The organism is Rhizobium sp. BK181 (assembly GCF_014193305.1).
Classification (GTDB): Bacteria; Pseudomonadota; Alphaproteobacteria; order Rhizobiales; family Rhizobiaceae; genus Rhizobium.
This window is the reverse complement of the sequence record NZ_JACHZA010000001.1, coordinates 1,441,398-1,459,599: the sequence shown is the minus strand read 5'-3', so window position 1 is coordinate 1,459,599 and position 18,202 is coordinate 1,441,398. Positions and strand designations below refer to the sequence as shown.

16 protein-coding genes and 1 pseudogene are annotated in these 18,202 nt (G+C 61.6%); 14 read left to right on the top strand and 3 right to left on the bottom strand.

Features of this window, described 5'->3' with window-relative positions; translation table 11 throughout:
* The first annotated feature begins 74 nt into the window (after nt 1-74).
* Nucleotides 75-611, top strand: coding sequence for an alpha/beta hydrolase (locus tag FHT77_RS07325; RefSeq protein WP_183753778.1), 537 nt, complete (start codon nt 75-77; stop codon nt 609-611).
* On the opposite strand, the pseudogene FHT77_RS07320 reads toward FHT77_RS07325, so the two are convergent.
* Nucleotides 608-1,227 (bottom strand): annotated as a pseudogene (locus tag FHT77_RS07320) (MOSC domain-containing protein). The gene FHT77_RS07325 and the pseudogene FHT77_RS07320 overlap by 4 nt on opposite strands.
* Nucleotides 1,228-1,284: 57 nt before the next feature.
* Here FHT77_RS07320 and recR point away from each other — a divergent pair.
* Together recR and FHT77_RS07310 are read left to right on the top strand one after the other, a co-directional pair.
* A complete protein-coding gene (gene recR / locus FHT77_RS07315) occupies nt 1,285-1,890 on the top strand; it encodes a recombination mediator RecR (protein WP_183753777.1) in 606 nt (201 codons plus the stop codon).
* Between the two features lie 8 nt (nt 1,891-1,898).
* Nucleotides 1,899-3,152 (top strand): lytic murein transglycosylase, encoded by a 1,254-nt coding sequence (locus FHT77_RS07310; protein WP_183753776.1) that lies wholly within the window; start codon nt 1,899-1,901, stop codon nt 3,150-3,152.
* Between the two features lie 2 nt (nt 3,153-3,154).
* Here the strand turns inward: FHT77_RS07310 and FHT77_RS07305 are convergent, their stop codons facing one another.
* Together FHT77_RS07305 and FHT77_RS07300 are read right to left on the bottom strand one after the other, a co-directional pair.
* Entirely contained in the window at nt 3,155-3,610 is a 456-nt protein-coding gene (locus FHT77_RS07305) for a GNAT family N-acetyltransferase (RefSeq protein WP_183753775.1), read from the bottom strand.
* Between the two features lie 8 nt (nt 3,611-3,618).
* The gene (locus tag FHT77_RS07300; protein WP_183753774.1) at nt 3,619-5,250 is read right to left on the bottom strand and encodes an MFS transporter; all 1,632 of its coding nucleotides are present in this window, start codon (nt 5,248-5,250) and stop codon (nt 3,619-3,621) included.
* Nucleotides 5,251-5,477: 227 nt separating this feature from the next.
* On the opposite strand from FHT77_RS07300, the gene rimP reads away from it, so the two are divergent.
* The 11 genes from rimP (at nt 5,478) to FHT77_RS07245 (ending at nt 18,172) form a co-directional block, all read left to right on the top strand.
* A complete protein-coding gene (rimP, locus tag FHT77_RS07295) occupies nt 5,478-6,083 on the top strand; it encodes a ribosome maturation factor RimP (protein ID WP_037131128.1) in 606 nt (201 codons plus the stop codon).
* A gap of 62 nt (nt 6,084-6,145) precedes the next feature.
* Nucleotides 6,146-7,750 (top strand): transcription termination factor NusA, encoded by a 1,605-nt coding sequence (gene nusA / locus FHT77_RS07290; protein WP_114710517.1) that lies wholly within the window; start codon nt 6,146-6,148, stop codon nt 7,748-7,750.
* The gene (locus FHT77_RS07285; RefSeq protein ID WP_183753773.1) at nt 7,750-8,439 is read left to right on the top strand and encodes an RNA-binding protein; all 690 of its coding nucleotides are present in this window, start codon (nt 7,750-7,752) and stop codon (nt 8,437-8,439) included. Before nusA ends, FHT77_RS07285 begins: the two co-directional genes overlap by 1 nt.
* A 100-nt stretch (nt 8,440-8,539) precedes the next feature.
* A complete protein-coding gene (gene infB, locus FHT77_RS07280) occupies nt 8,540-11,296 on the top strand; it encodes a translation initiation factor IF-2 (protein WP_183753772.1) in 2,757 nt (918 codons plus the stop codon).
* 75 nt (nt 11,297-11,371) lie between these two features.
* Nucleotides 11,372-11,782 carry a 30S ribosome-binding factor RbfA gene (gene rbfA, locus FHT77_RS07275; RefSeq protein ID WP_183753771.1) on the top strand — a complete coding sequence of 137 codons (411 nt, stop codon included), beginning with the start codon at nt 11,372-11,374 and terminating at the stop codon, nt 11,780-11,782.
* Between the two features lie 12 nt (nt 11,783-11,794).
* The gene (gene truB, locus FHT77_RS07270; protein WP_016552224.1) at nt 11,795-12,727 is read left to right on the top strand and encodes a tRNA pseudouridine(55) synthase TruB; all 933 of its coding nucleotides are present in this window, start codon (nt 11,795-11,797) and stop codon (nt 12,725-12,727) included.
* A 130-nt stretch (nt 12,728-12,857) separates the two neighbouring features.
* On the top strand, nt 12,858-13,709 hold the full coding sequence (locus FHT77_RS07265; RefSeq protein WP_183753769.1) for an alpha/beta fold hydrolase: 852 nt from the start codon (nt 12,858-12,860) through the stop codon (nt 13,707-13,709).
* A gap of 157 nt (nt 13,710-13,866) precedes the next feature.
* Complete coding sequence (gene rpsO, locus FHT77_RS07260; RefSeq protein WP_016552226.1) at nt 13,867-14,136, top strand: 30S ribosomal protein S15; 270 nt, start codon at nt 13,867-13,869, stop codon at nt 14,134-14,136.
* A gap of 316 nt (nt 14,137-14,452) precedes the next feature.
* Nucleotides 14,453-16,603, top strand: a complete 2,151-nt coding sequence (gene pnp, locus FHT77_RS07255; RefSeq protein ID WP_183753767.1) for a polyribonucleotide nucleotidyltransferase — start codon at nt 14,453-14,455, stop codon at nt 16,601-16,603.
* Between the two features lie 72 nt (nt 16,604-16,675).
* Nucleotides 16,676-17,692, top strand: a complete 1,017-nt coding sequence (locus FHT77_RS07250; RefSeq protein ID WP_183753766.1) for a class I SAM-dependent methyltransferase — start codon at nt 16,676-16,678, stop codon at nt 17,690-17,692.
* A gap of 72 nt (nt 17,693-17,764) precedes the next feature.
* Complete coding sequence (locus FHT77_RS07245; protein ID WP_183753765.1) at nt 17,765-18,172, top strand: ester cyclase; 408 nt, start codon at nt 17,765-17,767, stop codon at nt 18,170-18,172.
* Nucleotides 18,173-18,202 lie beyond the last annotated feature (30 nt).

The window sequence follows — 18,202 nt, the reverse complement described above, 5'->3', positions numbered from 1 at the left end:
TTTTCCCGATGATTTCCCATGTCGGTAACTGACTATCTCACGCAGCTTATCCTGTGAGCAACAGGAAGGAATCGATGCGAGATATCATCACTTTGCCCGGCATTGGCGGGTCCGGCGAAACACATTGGCAATCTCGGTGGGAGGCGGCCGACGCGCGCATGCAGCGCTTTTCGCCTTCGAGTTGGGATCGACCCGAACTCGACAATTGGATTGCGGCATTGGACCATGCCGTCGCGCAGTCGAAGGCGGAACCGCTTCTCGTCGCTCATAGCCTCTCCTGCCTGCTTGTTGCCCATTGGGCGGCGCGGAGTAGGCATCGGGCAGGTGGCGCCCTACTGGTAGCACCACCAAATCCGACCTCGCCGGCCTTTCCCTGCGAGGCCGCCGGCTTTGCCAATCCGCCCGACACGGCGCTCCCATTCCCGTCTCTGGTCATCGCGAGCAGCGACGATCCCTTCGCCTCGCTCGACTATGCGCGCACCAGGGCGAATGGTTGGGGCAGCGAGTTCATGGAGATCGGCACCCGCGGCCATATAAACGGGACAAGCGGGCTTGGGGATTGGCCGCAGGGACGCGCCGCTCTGGCAGCCCTTGAGGCGCGCTTGCGCTAGGGGCCTGCCTGCTCTTCGAGAATATCGCGAAGCTTGTAGTGGATCGGAGCCGCGAGATAGCGGTCGCGATCCCGCGCCGCGAGAACCTTGCCGAACGTGGCGATCATGTCAGGCATCGTGACTTTTTCACCGCCATAGGGGAGATGCTCGACCGGTATTCCGGCTGCAATCGTTCCGCCTTTGATGACACGGCAATAGATGCCCGGCCGGGCGGCCTTGGTGTAGCGCTTGACGAAGCCCGGTTCGCCCATCCGGGCGGCAAAGGTCGCGCAAGGGATACGCGCGCTGGTGACCTCGAGAACAAGATCGCCGGCTATGAAGCGATCGCCGACCGAGACGATGCTGTTGTCTAGGCCGCCGATCACAATGTTCTCGCCGAATGTGCCCGGACCCGTCGTCCCAGTTCCGTCGACCACCAGTCGAGCGTCAGCGACCCCTCGAGATAGACCGCCTGGTCGACGCCGCCATGGTGCTTCCGGTTACAGATGGCATCGCCAAGAAGCCCCTCGGCATCGACAAGCACGCTGCCGCTGATCGGATGCTTGTAGATTCCCGTCTTGTAGCTCTTGCCGGGCAGACGCTCGGCACTTCCGATGCAGACGGCAAGGATTTTCATTCGTTCGGCTCGTCCAACCTGTTTCCGTTTTTCCACCATATGGGCTAATAACCGCTCATGGCAAAGCGAGTCACCGGCCCCGAAATCGAAAAACTGATCCAGCTTCTGGCGAAGGTGCCGGGCCTCGGCCCGCGCTCCGCACGCCGCGCCGCGCTGCATCTGATCAAGAAGAAGGACCAGCTGCTTGGCCCTTTGTCGAATGCGATGGGTGAGGCCTACGACAAGGTGAAGATTTGCTCACGTTGCGGCAATGTCGATACCGTCGATCCCTGCACTGTCTGCACGGACGACCGGCGCGACCAGTCCGTCATCATCGTTGTCGAGGATGTATCTGACCTTTGGGCGCTGGAACGTGCCGCCGCCCTAAATGCGGCCTACCATGTTCTCGGCGGTACCCTCTCGCCCTTGGACGGCGTCGGGCCTGACGATCTCAATATTCGCGGCCTGATCGAGCGCATCACGGCGGGCGGCATTCGCGAACTCATCATCGCCGTCAATGCCACGGTCGAGGGTCAAACGACAGCACACTATATAACCGACCAGCTGACCGGACTGGACGTCAAGATCACGCGGCTTGCCCACGGCGTTCCGGTCGGCGGCGAACTGGACTATCTCGACGAAGGAACGCTGCAGGCGGCCCTCCGGGCACGCACAGCAATCTAGGGGGAAGCATGAGCAAGCGCATTTTCGGCCGCCTTTTGACCGCGACGGCGGCGCTTCTGGCTCTGTCATGCACGCCGGTGCTTTCCGCGTCGAAGGCCGATGTCGAAGCGCAGTTCGAGAAATGGGTGCAGAACGATCTCTGGCCGGAAGCGCAGAAGAACGGCATTTCCGAGCGAGCGTTCCGTGCGTCGTTCGCCGGTGTCGAACTCAATTGGAGCCTGACGGATCTCGCCCCTCCCGGCTTTCCGCCGCCGAAGGAGCAGAAGCAGACCCAGGCCGAATTTTCCTCCCCGGCCCCCTATTTCAATGAGGATCGGCTGAAGCGATTGGCTACCACCGGCCGCGGTTTTGCCTCGCAATATGCGTCGGCGCTGAAGAAGATCGAGAGGACCTACGGGGTTCCCGGGTCGATCGTGTTGGCTGTCTGGGGCCGCGAAACGGGGTTCGGCGCTGCCAAGATCCCGAACTCGGCAATTGAGGTGCTGGCGACCAAGGCTTTCATGTCGACGCGCAAGGAGATGTTCCGTACCGAACTTCTTGCCGCCCTGCACATCATCGATCGCGGTGATGCGACGCCGGCGGAGTTCAAGGGCTCGTCTGCTGGCGCACTCGGCCAGCCGCAATTCATGCCGACCAGCTATCTGAAATATGCGGTCGATTTCGATGGCGACGGCCATCCGAATATCTGGACGTCGGTCCCCGATACCCTTGCCTCTATCGCGAACTTCCTGGCGCAGAAGGGCTGGCAGCGCGGACGCGGTTGGGGCTACGAGGTGACGATCCCCGCGCAGGTGTCCTGCGCGCAGGAGGGTCCGGATCTCGCCAAGCCGGTGTCGCATTGGGCATCGCTCGGCATTGTCAGAATATCGGGCAAGGCTTTCCCTTCAGATGAAGGCAAGGCATCCGGGATGATGCTCGTTCCGGCTGGCCGCGACGGACCGGAATTTGTCGTCACGCCGAACTTCTACGTGATCAAGGAGTACAATAACTCCGATCTTTACGCCCTTTATATCGGCAACCTCGCGGATCGGATTGCCTATGGTTCCGGCGCCTTCCAGGGGCCGTGGGGCGATGTCGGCAAGATGTTGCGCTCCGACGTTGCAGCCATGCAGAAGGCACTGGAGAAGAAGGGCTACGATGTCGGCGGCTCCGATGGCTTGCCAGGCTACAAGACGCGCCGGTCCATCGGCCAGTGGCAGGAAAAGAATGGCATGAAGCCCACCTGTTATCCCGAGGCATCGATGATCGGCAGGTTGAAGTAAACCTAGAGGCTACGCTTCAGCCCGTCGTGGCTCGCGACGAACCCCATCTTCTCGTAGAACCGGATCGCCTCCGTCCGCGATTTGTCGGAGGTCAATTGTACCAGGCCGCAACCGCGCTCGGCGCAACGCCCAACGGCCCATTCGATGAAATCGGAGCCGAGGCCCGAGCCGCGGGCGTCTCTGGCGACACGCACGCTTTCGATCTGCCCGCGCCACATCCCAGTCCGCGACAAACCAGGGATGAACGTCAACTGCAGGCAGCCGACGATGCGATCGCGCTCCTCGACGGCGACGGCCAGCAACTGGTTGGCATCGGCCTCGATCGCCGCGAATGCTGCAATATACCTGGTATCTGGTGGATCGGAGACGACCTCGCGCGTGGCGCCGAGATCGTCATCGGAAAGTAGGCCGATGATATCGGTCAGGTCGGAACGACGGGCAGGGCGGAAGGAATGCATGTCTTGCCTCAATGGTGGAGGTCGATCGGCGCCTTGTAGAAGACGTCGTCATTGGGTGGAATCGCCTGACGCTCGATCAGCCGGTGCACCTGCGGTAGTTGTTCACCGCGGTGCAGGTCGCGCAGCCGTTCGATGTTTTCGGCATCGGCCTGCGTGCGGCGTTGATTGTGCCTGATGTATTCGACCCAGGTCGGCGTATGGTAGGTCTCCGTCCACCGCCCGGGCTTTTCGAGGTCGCGCATCAGCGCCCAATTGCGGGCGCCGTCGCGAATGCGGATGCGCCGGCGGTCGCCCATCAATGCCAGAAACTCCGGCACGTCAGCATCTGCGATTTCGTAATCGATCTGGACGACGATCGGGCCGCTGCGCGGGGTGATATCAAGACTGAGCGCCGGCTCGGTGAAGCGGTTCAGCGGGTCGAGGTTGAGCGAGGCAAATGCCGGCATGGCAAAGCGCAGCCCGACGACGATGCCGAAGAGCATGACGACCGCGGAGATCAGCAGGGCGTTTGAGACACCGTAGCGGTCGGCGGCCACGCCCCAGATCCAGCTGCCACCCGCAATGCCGCCGAAGGTCACGGTCTGATAGAGTGACAGCGCGCGACCGACGACCCAGCGCGGCGTCGACAGCTGCACGATGGTATTGAACAGTGATAGCGCCAGCACCCAGCAGGCGCCGGATACCACCAGTCCGGCACAGGTCAGCGCGGCAATCGGGCTGAAGGCGGCGACGACGGCGCTCAAGGCAAAGCCCGCGAACGAAATCCGTATGATCGTTTCGCTTGAGAAGCGGTCACGCAGCCGGTCATTCAACATCGCACCGCCGATCGCGCCGATGCCGAAGGAACCGAGCATCAGGCCGTAGGTCAGTGGGCCGCCGACAACCAGGTTGATCGCCACGATCGGCAGCAGCGCCAGAATGGAGCTGGCGCTGATTCCGAAGATGAGGCCACGCAGCAGTACCTTTTGCAGGTTGGGCGACATCGACACATAGCGAAGCCCGGCAAAGACCGCCCTGCCCAGCGTTTCCCGTGGAAGGGTGGAAGTCGGCAGGCTCGGTTTCCAACGGATTAGCGCATAAATCAGTGCGAAGTAGCTGAACGTGTTGGCGGCAAAGGCTGCCGCCGCCCCACCGGCGGCGACAATGACGCCACCAATCGCCGGACCGACGCTGCGGGTGATGTTGAAGCCGACGCTATTGAGCGTCACGGCTGCAGGCAGGTCCGCACGTGGCACCATGTCGCCGACGGACGCCTGCCATGATGGGTTGTTCAATGCCGTGCCGCAGCCAATCAGAAACGTGAAGAACAGCAGAAGCCACGGCGAAAGCCAGCCGAAATAGGCCGAAACGCTCAGCAGTGCGGAGACTCCCAGCATGAAGTATTGCGCCGTCAGCATCACCCGGCGACGATCGAAACTGTCGGCGAGCGCCCCTGATACGAGCGAGAAGAGCATGATCGGCAATGCCGTCGAAGTTTGCACGAGTGCGACCATGTTCTCTGAGGAGGTGATGGTGGTCATAAGCCAGGCGGCGCCGACCGCCTGGATCAGGCCGCCGAAATTCGAAGCGAGGCTTGCAAACCAGATTGTTCGGTAGGTTTCGTGCCGTAGCGGCGCCAGTGTCGACGAATTGTAAGGCACGATCCCTCCCGATGACGGTCCCCCGACCAATATATGCCGAAAGATGCCGCTGGCTACCTTGGGCGACCGCCGAGCCGAAGGTTGGCGACGGACCTTGCAATTTCGTAAAAACCGGCCTATATGGCTCTCAAATCTTGATCGTTTTGATGAAGAGTGGGCCGCAAGGACCCGCTCTTTTTTATTACCGCGATCATCCGAAATGCAGAAAATTGCGAGGAGCGCATCGCTTGTCGGATCCGACGAACGCCAACAATGAACTTGAGCCGCGGCTGATCACCGAGACCGGTCTCGATCAGCGCCTTGCGGACATAATCGAGCCCGTGCTTGTTGACCTGGGCTACCGTCTGGTCCGCGTGCGCATGCTCAACCAGAACGGCGCCACCATGCAGATCATGGCCGAGCGCAACGATGGAACGATGGACGTCGAAGGCTGTGAAGAGGTCTCGATGGCCGTTTCTCCGGTTCTCGATGTGGAAGATCCGATCGATAGAGAGTATCATCTGGAAGTGTCTTCGCCGGGTATCGACCGCCCGATGGTGCGGAAGTCCGATTTTGTGCGCTGGCAGGGACACCTTCTGAAGTGCGAAACGTCGATCATGGTCGGCAACCGTAAGCGCTTCCGGGGCAAGATCGTTGCAACCGACGCAAACGGTTTCACGCTCGAGCGTGATCAGGTTTCCGAGGGTGAGGAACAGAATATCGTCATTCCTTTCACGGCCCTCGCCGATGCGAAGCTCATTCTGACCGACGATCTGATCCGCGATGCACTGCGCGCCGACAAGCTGGCGAAGGCAGAGGCCGCGAACCAGAACGAAGCGGAAGACGAAGAATAAACCGATCAACTTGTGGCGCCGGGGAAAGGGAACCCTGAACGCCTAGACGGAGAGAAAAGACAATGGCAGTCAGTGCGAACCGGCTCGAACTTCTGCAGATCGCAGATGCAGTGGCGCGCGAAAAGGTGATCGACCGTGAGATCGTGCTTGCCGCAATGGCCGATGCGATCCAGAAGGCAGCGCGCTCCCGCTACGGCACCGAGTCCAATATCCGCGCCGACATCAATCCGAAGACCGGTGAAATCCGTCTTCAGCGTCTGCTCGAAGTTGTCGACAAGGCCGAGGATTACTCGACCCAGATCCCGCTAGAACTGGCCCGCGACCGTAACCCGGACGCAGCCCTTGGCGATTTCATCGCCGATCCGCTGCCGCCGATGGATTTCGGCCGCATCGCCGCCCAGTCCGCCAAGCAGGTTATCGTCCAGAAGGTTCGGGAAGCCGAGCGTGACCGCCAGTTCGACGAGTTCAAGGATCGCGTCGGCGAAATCGTCAACGGCACCGTCAAGCGCGTCGAATACGGCAACGTCATCGTCGACCTCGGCCGTGGCGAAGGCATCATCCGCCGCGACGAAATGATCCCGCGCGAAAACGTCCGCTATGGCGATCGCGTCCGTGCATACGTGTATGACGTTCGTCGTGAACAGCGCGGCCCGCAGATCTTCCTGTCGCGCACGCATCCGCAGTTCATGGTCAAGCTCTTCACCATGGAAGTGCCGGAAATCTACGACGGCATCATCCAGGTGAAGTCCGTTGCCCGCGATCCGGGTTCGCGGGCCAAGATCGCCGTGATCTCGAACGACTCGTCGATCGATCCGGTCGGCGCCTGCGTCGGTATGCGTGGTTCGCGCGTTCAGGCCGTTGTCGGCGAGCTTCAGGGCGAAAAGATCGACATCATTCCGTGGTCGCAGGACCCGGCGACCTTCGTCGTCAACGCCCTGCAGCCAGCTGAAGTCGCCAAGGTCGTTCTTGATGAAGATGCCGAGCGCATCGAAGTCGTTGTTCCGGATGAGCAGCTGTCGCTGGCCATCGGCCGCCGCGGCCAGAACGTTCGCCTGGCATCGCAGCTGACCGGCTGGGATATCGACATCATGACGGAAGCTGAAGAATCCGAGCGTCGTCAGAAGGAATTCAACGAGCGCACCAACCTGTTCATGGATTCGCTCGACGTTGACGAAATGGTCGGCCAGGTTCTGGCCTCCGAAGGCTTCGCGGCTGTTGAAGAACTGGCCTACGTCGATCTCGACGAAATCGCCTCGATCGACGGTTTCGACGAAGACACGGCACAGGAAATCCAGACCCGTGCTCGCGAATATCTCGAAAAGCTCGAAGCCGAAATGGACGAAAAGCGCAAGGCGCTCGGCGTTTCCGACGAACTGCGCCAGATCGACGGCATGACCGCCCAGATGATGGTCGCACTCGGCGAAGACAGCATCAAGACGATCGAGGACTTTGCCGGCTGTGCCGCTGACGATCTCGTTGGCTGGAGCGAACGCAAGAACGGCGAGACCAAGAAGTTCGAGGGCCTGTTCTCCAAATTCGACGTTTCGCGCGTCGAGGCCGAGCAGATGGTTGTTCAGGCTCGCCTCGCGGCTGGCTGGATCACCGAGGAAGACCTCGCCAAGGACGCGGAAGCTGAAGAAGCTCCCGAGGCCGAGCAGGAAGTATAATGTCCGCGCGTGAGCCGACCGTTTCTCCTGAGGACGAGGATCTTGCAGGATATGACGTGAATGGTCGCATGTGCATCGTGACGCGCGAAAGCGGATCGCCGGATGAGCTGATCCGCTTCGTTGCCGCTCCGGATGGGACAGTCATCGCCGACCTGAAGCGCCAGCTTCCGGGACGCGGCTGTTGGGTGAAGATCGACCGCTCGCTGGTCGACAAGGCCGTGGCGAAGAAGCTCTTCGCCCGTGCGTTGAAAGCGGATGTGAAGGCGGACGCCGCTCTCGGCGAAACCGTCGGGATGCTGCTAGCGCAGCAGTTGATGCAGATGATGAACATGGCCCGCAAGGCGGGGCAGTTCGTTACCGGCTCCGCGAAAGTGGATGCCGCAGTCAGGAGTGGGGCCGCGATTGCGGTGTTCCACGCAACGAATGCCGCCGAAGACGGCGTGAGAAAAATCGACCAGGCCCGCAAGGCCTGGCACCTCGGAATGGAGACCGAGGAGGAAATACCTTCCTACCGTCTCTTCTCGGAGAGCGAAATGGAAGGCCTGATGGGCCAGAACGCTTTTATCCATGCTGCAGTGCTTGCAGGGCAGGCGGGTGAGGGTGTAGTGAAGCGCGCAAAGATGCTCGAACAGTACCGCAACGGCGGTCAGTCCCGGGCAGCGGGCGGCGCTGGCCGGCAAAAACAATGATGCGGTCACCGGCTTGTCCGGCCCCGATATCATTGATCGACATATTTGATTGACAGGGTTTGATGACATCATCGCTCCCTGTCCGAAGGAACGGGAACGAATGACCGATAGCAATGACGACAAGACACTGAACGGCCCGGGCAAGAAGACTCTGACCCTGAAGCCGTCGGGAATGAGCCAGGGCACCGTGCGCCAGGACATGGGCCGCGGGCGCACCAAGGCGGTCGTTGTCGAGACCCGCAAGCGGCGTCCGATGCGTCCGGAAGACGAACGCCCGATCACCCCCGTAAGCTCCGCCGCCGCCCCGGTACGCACCGAAGCCGCTCCGAGCGCGCATCAGCCGCGTGCACCGCAGGCTCCGCAGCCGCGCATCCAACCGGCCGGTGGCCAGCAGTCGCGTCCACAACAGCCATCTTCTCAGCCTCCGCGCCAGCAGGATCGCCCCCGTCCGGTGGTTCTGAATCATCTGTCGCCTGAGGAAATGGATGCACGCCGCCGCGCGCTCGCCATGGCGCAGGTTCGCGATGCTGAAGATGCGGTTCGCCGCGCCGAAGAAGAAAAGCGTCGTGCCGCTGAAGAAGCTGCGCGCCAGGCTGCCGAGGCTGAAGAAGCCAAGCGCCGCGCTGCAGAGGAAGCTGCCGCTAGTGTCGCGGAAGCTGCCGCCGCTGCTGCGGCTCCGGCTCCGGCTGAAGTTCCAGCGTCCGCTACTGCCGCGCCTCGCGCCGAAGCCCCACGCGTTCAGCCGTCGGCTCCCGCCGCACGGCGTCCCGATGGTGCGCCGTCGCCGGCCCAGGCGCGTCCTGCGCCGGGAGCCGCTGCACCTGGACCTGCCGGTCGCGGTCGCCGCGAATCCGACGAAGACGATCGCGCAGCACCGCGTGGCGGCGCTCCGGCGCGTGGCCGTATCGTGCGTCCGGAACCGGCAAAGCCCGTTACCGCGCGTCCGAAGGGCGACGAAGGCCGCCGTCAGGGTAAGCTGACAATCACCGCTGCGAGCACCGACGACGACGGCAACGCCCGTGGCCGCTCGATGGCCGCCATGCGCCGCCGCCAGGAGAAGTTCCGCCGCAGCCAGATGCAGGAAACCCGCGAAAAGGTTGTCCGCGAAGTCATCCTGCCGGAGACCATCACCATTCAGGAACTGTCGCAGCGCATGTCTGAACGCGCCGTTGATGTTATCAAGTACCTGATGAAGGAAGGTCAGATGATGAAGCCGGGCGACGTCATCGACGCCGACCTCGCGGAGCTCATCGCCGGCGAATTCGGTCATACGGTCAAGCGCGTTTCGGAATCTGACGTTGAAGAAGGCATCTTCAACATTGCCGACGCCGAAGGCGATCGCGTTTCTCGTCCGCCTGTTGTGACCATCATGGGTCACGTCGACCACGGCAAGACCTCGCTGCTCGACGCCATCCGCCATGCCAACGTGGTTGCCGGCGAAGCCGGCGGCATCACCCAGCATATCGGTGCTTATCAGGTCGAGCAGAACGGTCAGAAGATCACCTTCATCGACACCCCTGGCCACGCCGCCTTCACGGCGATGCGTGCTCGTGGTGCACAGGCGACGGACATTGCGATCCTGGTCGTTGCGGCCGACGACAGCGTCATGCCGCAGACCATCGAATCGATCAACCACGCCAAGGCCGCTGGTGTTCCGATCATCGTGGCGATCAACAAGGTCGACAAGCCGAGTGCCGATCCGCAGAAGGTGCGCACGCAGCTCCTGCAGCACGAAGTCTTCGTGGAATCGATGGGCGGTGAAGTTCTCGACGTCGAAGTTTCGGCCAAGACCGGCTTGAACCTCGACAAGCTGCTGGAAGCCATCCTGCTGCAGGCCGAAATCCTGGACCTCAAGGCCAACCCGAACCGCACGGCGGAAGGAACGGTCATCGAAGCCCAGCTCGACCGCGGCCGCGGTTCGGTTGCCACGGTTCTCGTCCAGAACGGTACGCTGAAGCCTGGCCAGATCATCGTCGCCGGTGATGTCTGGGGTCGTGTCCGCGCCCTCGTCACCGACAAGGGCGATCATGTCAAGGAAGCCCCGCCGGCCATGCCGGTCGAGGTGCTTGGTCTTTCCGGCACGCCGCAGGCCGGTGACAGGTTCGCCGTCGTCGAAAACGAAAGCCGCGCCCGTGAGATCTCCGAATACCGCCAGCGCCTCGCTCGCGACAAGGCCGCCGCCCGCCATTCGGGTCAGCGCGGCTCGCTGGAACAGATGATGACGCAGCTGCAGTCCGCTGGCGTCAAGGAGTTCCCGCTGGTCATCAAGGGCGATGTGCAGGGGTCGATCGAAGCGATCGCAGGCGCGCTCGAAAAGCTTGGTACCGACGAAGTCCGTGCCCGCATCGTTCACTCGGCCGTCGGCGGTGTGACGGAATCGGATATCTCGCTTGCCGAGGCATCTGGCGCCGCGATCATCGGCTTCAACGTCCGTGCGAATGCGCAGGCTCGTACACTGGCGGAGCGCCAGGGCATCGAAATCCGCTACTACAACATCATCTACGATCTGGTGGATGACGTTAAGGCGGCGATGTCGGGCCTGCTTTCGCCAGAGCGTCGCGAAACCTTCCTCGGCAATGCCGAGATCCTCGAGGTGTTCAACATCACGAAGGTCGGCAAGGTCGCGGGTTGCCGCGTTACCGAAGGCAAGGTCGAGCGTGGCGTCGGTGTTCGCCTCGTCCGCGACCACGTCGTCATCCACGAAGGCAAGCTCAAGACGCTCAAGCGCTTCAAGGATGAAGTCTCGGAAGTGCATTCCGGCCAGGAATGCGGTATGGCTTTCGAGAATTACGAAGACATCCGCGCCGGCGACACGATCGAGTGCTTCCGCGTCGAGCACATCACCCGTACGCTCTGATCGTGTGAAACTGGAAATTTGGACGGGCGCCGGATCAACTGAGGCCGGCGCCCGAACCTTTTGAGGCAAAGAAAAATGGCAATAAGACCAACAACCTCCGCACCTTCGCAGCGTATGCTGCGCGTCGGCGAGCAGGTTCGCGCCGCGATCACGCAGGTTCTGCAGCGCGGCGAAGTGCGCGATGACGTGATCGAGAAGACCGTCATTTCCATCTCCGAAGTCCGCATGTCACCCGATCTGAAGATCGCGACGGCCTACGTGACGCCGCTCGGTGTGACGGATCATGATGCGGTGATTGGTGCGCTAAACCGCAATGCAAAATACATTCGCGGCCGCCTCGGGTCCCAGCTACGGCAGATGAAGTACATGCCGGAGGTCCGCTTCCGCGACGATACGAGCTTCGACAACTACAAGAAGATCGACGAGTTGCTGCGCTCGCCCGAGGTCCAGCGCGATCTCGATCACGGCGATACCGAAGAAGAATAGTAGAAGAGACTGATGTCCAAACCACGCAAACCGAAAGGCCGCCCGATCTCGGGCTGGCTGATCCTTGATAAGCCGGTCGATTTCGGCTCCACTGAAGCCGTTTCCAAGATCAAGTGGCTGTTCAAGGCGCAGAAGTGCGGTCACGCCGGCACGCTCGACCCGCTGGCGTCGGGGATGTTGCCGATCGCCCTTGGCGATGCGACCAAAACCGTCCCCTACGTGATGGACGGCCGCAAGATTTACGAATTCACCGTGACTTGGGGCGAGGAGCGTGCAACGGACGATCTTGAGGGCGATGTAACGCAGAGCTCCGACAAGCGCCCGAGCGAACAGCAGATCCGCGACCTTCTGCCGAAATACACCGGTGTCATCAGTCAGGTGCCACCGCAGTTTTCCGCCATCAAGATATCGGGCGAGCGCGCCTATGATCTGGCGCGTGAAGGTGAAGCCGTCGAGATTCCGTCGCGCGAGGTCGAGATTTTCCGTCTGACGCTCCTGTCTTGCCAGGATGCCAATACGGCGCATTTCGAGGTCGAATGCGGCAAGGGCACCTACGTGCGCGCGCTCGCGCGCGATTTCGGCCGCGAGCTTGGCTGTTATGGCCATATCTCCGGCCTGCGTCGCAGCTTTGTCGCTCCATTTGCCGAAGAGACCATGATACCGCTTGCCGATCTCGTTGCGCTTGAGACAGTCGAAGACGCGGACGAACGGCTTGCAGCTCTGGATGCCCTGCTGATCGAGACCAGCGAAGCGCTCTCCTCGCTGCCGCATCTTGTCGTCAATGACGACCAGGCGCACAGGCTGAAGATGGGCAATCCGATCCTCGTGCGCGGTCGCGATGCACCGGTTGCCGAAAGCGAAGCCTATGCCACGTCCCGCGGCAAACTGGTCGCGATCGGCGAGATCGGCCAGGGTGAGTTCCGCCCGAAGCGCGTGTTTGGCTGAGGCTCGATAAACCTCCGGTTTCGGCCCGTTGCAGGCCGAACGAAACCTCAGATGGCAGTTGTCAGCCTTTGCCATCGAGATATGTTTCCCTGATCCGGGCCGCGGAGCCCTTCGGATCAGGGAGACAGTCATGCGCAGACTTGCAGCCGGCATCCTGATGTTCTTCTCGGCGGTTTTGATAGCCGCCAACGCGTGCTCGGCAGAGCGCTGGGCGATGTTGCCAGCCTTCCCGCCGATGCCGGCCCCTAAGACAAGCGGCATGGCCCCCGTCAACGACATCGAGATGTACTACGCCGAATACGGCGAGGGTGAGCCGATGCTGTTCATCCACGGCGGACTCGGCAGCGCGGATGTCTGGGGCTATCAGGTGGCTGAGTTCGCCAGGGACCACCGGGTAATCGTCGCCGATAGCCGTGGACATGGCCGCTCGACGCGCAGCCAGCAGCCGTTCGGCTATGACCTGATGACCTCGGACTACGTCGCATTGCTGGATTATCTGAAGCTCGACAAGGTGACTCTGGTCGGATGGTCGGATGGCGGCATCATCGGCATCGACATGGCGATGAAGAACCCTGAGAAGCTGACGCGCGTGATCGCGCAGGCAGCAAACGTCACGACCGACGGCGTCAAGGCCGACGTCATGAACAACAAGACCTTCAGCGACTATATCAACGCGGCCGGCGAGACCTACAAGAGACTGTCGCCGACGCCGAACGAATATGATGCCTTCGTCACCCAGATCTCTGGCATGTGGGGAAGCCAGCCTGCCTGGACAGCCGACGACCTCAGCAAGATCAAGGTGCCCGTTACTCTGGCGATCGGCGATCACGACGAGGCCGTCAAGCTTGACCATACCGAGATGATGGCCAAGCAGATTCCGGGGTCGACGCTGGTGATCCTGAAGGACGCAAGCCATTTCGCCATGCTGCAGGACCCAGAGGGTTACAACGCCATGATCCGCGATGCGATGGCTGGAAAGTGACGAATCGGCCATCTGTGGCATGCCTCTTTCCATTGCAACGCATTTGGTTTATAGGCAGCGCCAGCAATCGGGCTTTGTCCGGATGCATTCGCGGCCAAAGCTGGACGACATCCCGGCTTTTGGCGACCTAATCTCCTCTCATAGAAAGGAACATCCGATGTCGATTACTGCTGAGCGCAAGACGGCTCTCATCAAGGAATACGCAACGTTCGAAGGCGACACCGGTTCTCCGGAAGTTCAGGTTGCCATCCTGACCGAGCGTATCAACAACCTGACCGGCCACTTCAAGGACCACAAGAAGGATAATCATTCCCGCCGTGGTCTGCTGACGATGGTTTCCAGCCGCCGCTCGCTTCTTGACTACCTCAAGAAGAAGGACGAAGGCCGCTACACCAAGCTGATCGGCAGCCTGGGTATCCGCCGCTAATGATTTCTCGGCGGGCGCTCCCCCTTGGGACGCCCGCCGGATTTTTTCGGGGAACCTTTCCCCACCCGCCACCCGTGGCGGATTGCCCGGCAGACCCGGATGGGCCGGTTCTGCCAAACCAACCGTTGACCTGTCATGGGGCAGGATTGCCGGATGCTTTCGGCCAGGGCTCGATGAGCTTTGGCCCGGTCTCTTCTGGGACCGTTGATGCAAAGCCTCCCGTTGTCTTGCCCATGATGTGTCACACCGATTGCGGTTGACCGTGTGCCGTGCCTTGGAGGGCAGGCGCGCGTTCCCGCATTGAAGGACAAGACATATGTTCGATACTCATAGTGTGGAAATCGAGTGGGCGGGCCGCCCGCTGAAGCTGGAAACCGGCAAGATCGCCCGTCAGGCTGACGGTGCCGTTCTCGCGACCTACGGCGAAACCGTGGTTCTTGCCACCGTCGTTTCCGCCAAGGCGCCGAAGCCGGGCCAGGACTTCTTCCCGCTGACCGTCAACTACCAGGAAAAGACCTACGCAGCTGGCAAGATCCCCGGCGGTTACTTCAAGCGCGAAGGCCGTCCTTCGGAAAACGAAACCCTCGTTTCCCGCCTGATCGACCGCCCGATCCGCCCGCTCTTCCCGGAAGGCTACAAGAACGACACCCAGGTCGTTGTCACCGTCATCCAGCATGACCTGGAAAACAACCCCGACATCCTGTCGATGGTTGCGACCTCGGCGGCACTCACCCTCTCGGGCGTTCCCTTCATGGGCCCGGTCGGTGGCGCGCGCGTCGGTTACATCAACGGCGAATACGTTCTGAACCCGCATCTCGACGAGATGGAAGAGTCGGTTCTCGACCTCGTCGTCGCCGGTACGCACGACGCCGTGCTGATGGTTGAATCCGAAGCCAAGGAACTCAACGAGGAAGTCATGCTCGGCGCCGTCATGTTCGGCCACCGTGGCTTCCAGCCGGTTCTTGATGCGATCATCAAGCTCGCCGAAGTGGCTGCCAAGGAGCCGCGCGACTTCCAGCCGGAAGACTATTCGGAACTCGAAGGCGAGATGCTGAAGCATTTCGAAGCCGAGCTTCGCACTGCCTACAAGAACACGCAGAAGGCTGAACGCTACGCTGCCGTCGACGCCGTCAAGGCGAAGGTCAAGGCGCACTTCCTTCCGGAAGAAGGCGAAGCCAAGTACACGGCCGAAGAAGTTGGCGCGATCTTCAAGCACCTGCAGGCAAAGATCGTTCGCTGGAACATTCTCGACACCAAGAGCCGCATCGACGGCCGCGACCTCGAAACCGTTCGTCCGATCGTTTCGGAAGTCGGCCTGCTGCCGCGCACCCACGGTTCGGCACTCTTCACTCGCGGTGAAACCCAGGCGATCGTCGTTGCCACGCTCGGCACCGGCGAAGACGAGCAGTATGTCGACAGCCTGACGGGCATGTACAAGGAGCGCTTCCTGCTCCACTACAACTTCCCTCCCTACTCCGTTGGCGAAACCGGCCGCATGGGCTCCCCGGGCCGCCGCGAAATCGGTCACGGCAAGCTCGCATGGCGCGCCATCCGCCCGATGCTGCCGTCTGCCGAGCAGTTCCCCTACACGCTGCGCGTCGTCTCCGAAATCACCGAGTCCAATGGTTCGTCGTCGATGGCAACCGTCTGCGGCACCTCGCTCGCTCTCATGGACGCCGGCGTTCCTTTGGCTAAGCCGGTTGCCGGTATCGCCATGGGCCTGATCCTCGAGGGTGACCGCTTCGCCGTTCTCTCCGACATCCTCGGCGACGAGGACCACCTCGGCGACATGGACTTCAAGGTTGCGGGCACGGCCGACGGCATCACCTCGCTGCAGATGGACATCAAGATCGCCGGTATCACCGAAGAGATCATGAAGGTCGCTCTCGGCCAGGCTCAGGGCGGTCGCACCCACATCCTCGGCGAAATGGCCAAGGCCATCACCGAGAGCCGCGGCCAGCTCGGCGAATTCGCACCGCGCATCGAAGTCATGAACATCCCGGTCGACAAGATCCGCGAAGTCATCGGCTCGGGCGGCAAGATCATCCGCGAGATCGTTGAAAAGACCGGCGCCAAGATCAACATCGAAGACGACGGTACGGTCAAGATCGCTTCCTCGTCTGGCAAGGAAATCGAAGCGGCCCGCAAGTGGATCCACTCGATCGTTGCCGAGCCTGAAGTTGGCCAGATCTACGAAGGCACGGTCGTCAAGACCGCCGACTTCGGCGCCTTCGTCAACTTCTTCGGTGCCCGCGACGGCCTCGTCCACATCTCGCAGCTCGCTTCCGAGCGCGTTGCCAAGACCCAGGACGTCGTCAAGGAAGGCCAGAAGGTCTGGGTCAAGCTGCTCGGCTTCGACGAGCGCGGCAAGGTCCGCCTGTCGATGAAGGTTGTCGACCAGGCAACCGGCCAGGAACTTCCGGCTGCTGAAAAGGCTGAGAAGAAGAAGGAAGATGCGGCTGAGTAAGCCGCGCCTTTCAAACCATTTGAGGGCGTGGGAGTTTTCCCGCGCCCTTTTTGCATCCGAAGAGAAGAGACCATGAGCCGCGAGACCCTGAAGACACTGTTCCATCCCTTTGCCAGCGGCACCGTCGACGCGCCGGGCGAGGGCGAACGCGTACTCTTCCTTGGCGCTGAGGCGGGCTTCGCTGTGCCAGAGGGCTTTGCCGCCTCGCTGAGCGCCGTACAGGGCTTCCGGCCGCTGTACCGACAGTTGCTCTCCCAGCGCATCGAAACCACGCCTGAGATCGAAGGCGAGGACTACGATGCCGCGCTGGTTCTCTGCAACAAGCACAAGGGCGAGAACGAGGCCAACATCGCCACTGCGCTGCAGCGCTTGAAGGCGGGCGGCTTGATTGTCATCGCCGGCGGCAAGGAGGATGGCATCCAGTCGCTTCGCAAGCGCATGGAGGGTTTCGGCCTCGAGATCGAACACATGCCCAAATATCACGGCGTGGCGCTGTGGTTCGCACGGCCGGCCGACGTCAGCGAGGTCGTCAGCAAGCTTTCCAAGCCGTCCGTGCGCGTGGATGGCCGTTTCCTGGCTGCAGCTGGCATGTTCTCGCACGACCGTGTCGATGATGGCTCGGAATTGCTCGCCTCGCGTCTGCCCGCCGATTTTACCGGTGACGTCGCCGATTTCGGCGCTGGTTGGGGGTATCTCTCCGTCGAATTGGCAGAGCGGTCTCCCGGCGTCAGCCGTCTTGACCTCTACGAAGCCAACTACGCCGCTCTGGAAGCGGCAAAGGCCAATCTGGAGGAGAACTGCCCCGACGTGCCTGCGCGCTTCTTTTGGCACGATCTGGCCGGCGAACCGGTCAAGGACAAGTACGATCTCGTGATCATGAATCCGCCCTTCCACGAAGGCCATGCGGCGGAGCCATCGCTCGGCCAGGCGATGATCAAGACAGCCGCCTCGGCGCTGCGTGGCGGTGGTCGCCTGCTGCTGGTCGCCAATCGCGGACTGCCTTACGAGCCTGTGCTGGCCGCGAACTTCAAGGAAAGCGGCGAAACCTGCAGGAACGCCCGTTTCAAGGTCTTGTGGGCAAAGAAGTAGTCACCTCGCATAGCCGGCCTTCGCGGATCTGTTAGAGTTGCCCCCACGAGCTTACAAGCGGGAGGGGAAGCCATGGAAACGGAAGCCAACAAGGACATCGTCAGAGCCTATGTCGAGGCGTTCAATCGCTTCGACATGGCGGCGTTGCGCGACTTGTTTACCGCGGACGCGCGGATCTACGGCGTTCTAGGATATGGTGGCCTCGATGATGTCGAGCCGATCTGGCACGAGCTTCACGACGGCATGAACATAAACCTCGAGATCCTCGATATCGCTGCCGAAGGGCAGAATGTCGTCGCCCGGTACAGGGAGACCGGGCGCTATTCCGGCTTCTTTCGCGGCCTCGTGGGTCACGATCCGACCGGTAAGAGCTACGACGTCACCGCGATGGAATGGTTCGTCATCGAAAACGGAAAGATTACGACGCGTTGGGGCGCCAGGGACTCGGCCGCCATCCTGCGGCAGGTCGTGCATCACTAGCCGATGCGCCGAAAGGAAAAGCCGGGCTTC

Excerpts from the sequence above, each read along its gene's own strand:
- FHT77_RS07325 (WP_183753778.1), top strand. The coding sequence starts at position 75 with ATGCGAGATATCATCACTTTGCCCGGCATTGGCGGGTCCGGCGAAACA.
- recR (WP_183753777.1), top strand. The coding sequence starts at position 1,285 with ATGGCAAAGCGAGTCACCGGCCCCGAAATCGAAAAACTGATCCAGCTT.
- FHT77_RS07310 (WP_183753776.1), top strand. The coding sequence starts at position 1,899 with ATGAGCAAGCGCATTTTCGGCCGCCTTTTGACCGCGACGGCGGCGCTT.
- FHT77_RS07305 (WP_183753775.1), bottom strand. The coding sequence starts at position 3,610 with ATGCATTCCTTCCGCCCTGCCCGTCGTTCCGACCTGACCGATATCATC.
- nusA (WP_114710517.1), top strand. The coding sequence starts at position 6,146 with ATGGCAGTCAGTGCGAACCGGCTCGAACTTCTGCAGATCGCAGATGCA.
- FHT77_RS07285 (WP_183753773.1), top strand. The coding sequence starts at position 7,750 with ATGTCCGCGCGTGAGCCGACCGTTTCTCCTGAGGACGAGGATCTTGCA.
- infB (WP_183753772.1), top strand. The coding sequence starts at position 8,540 with ATGACCGATAGCAATGACGACAAGACACTGAACGGCCCGGGCAAGAAG.
- rbfA (WP_183753771.1), top strand. The coding sequence starts at position 11,372 with ATGGCAATAAGACCAACAACCTCCGCACCTTCGCAGCGTATGCTGCGC.
- truB (WP_016552224.1), top strand. The coding sequence starts at position 11,795 with ATGTCCAAACCACGCAAACCGAAAGGCCGCCCGATCTCGGGCTGGCTG.
- FHT77_RS07265 (WP_183753769.1), top strand. The coding sequence starts at position 12,858 with ATGCGCAGACTTGCAGCCGGCATCCTGATGTTCTTCTCGGCGGTTTTG.
- rpsO (WP_016552226.1), top strand. The coding sequence starts at position 13,867 with ATGTCGATTACTGCTGAGCGCAAGACGGCTCTCATCAAGGAATACGCA.
- pnp (WP_183753767.1), top strand. The coding sequence starts at position 14,453 with ATGTTCGATACTCATAGTGTGGAAATCGAGTGGGCGGGCCGCCCGCTG.
- FHT77_RS07250 (WP_183753766.1), top strand. The coding sequence starts at position 16,676 with ATGAGCCGCGAGACCCTGAAGACACTGTTCCATCCCTTTGCCAGCGGC.
- FHT77_RS07245 (WP_183753765.1), top strand. The coding sequence starts at position 17,765 with ATGGAAACGGAAGCCAACAAGGACATCGTCAGAGCCTATGTCGAGGCG.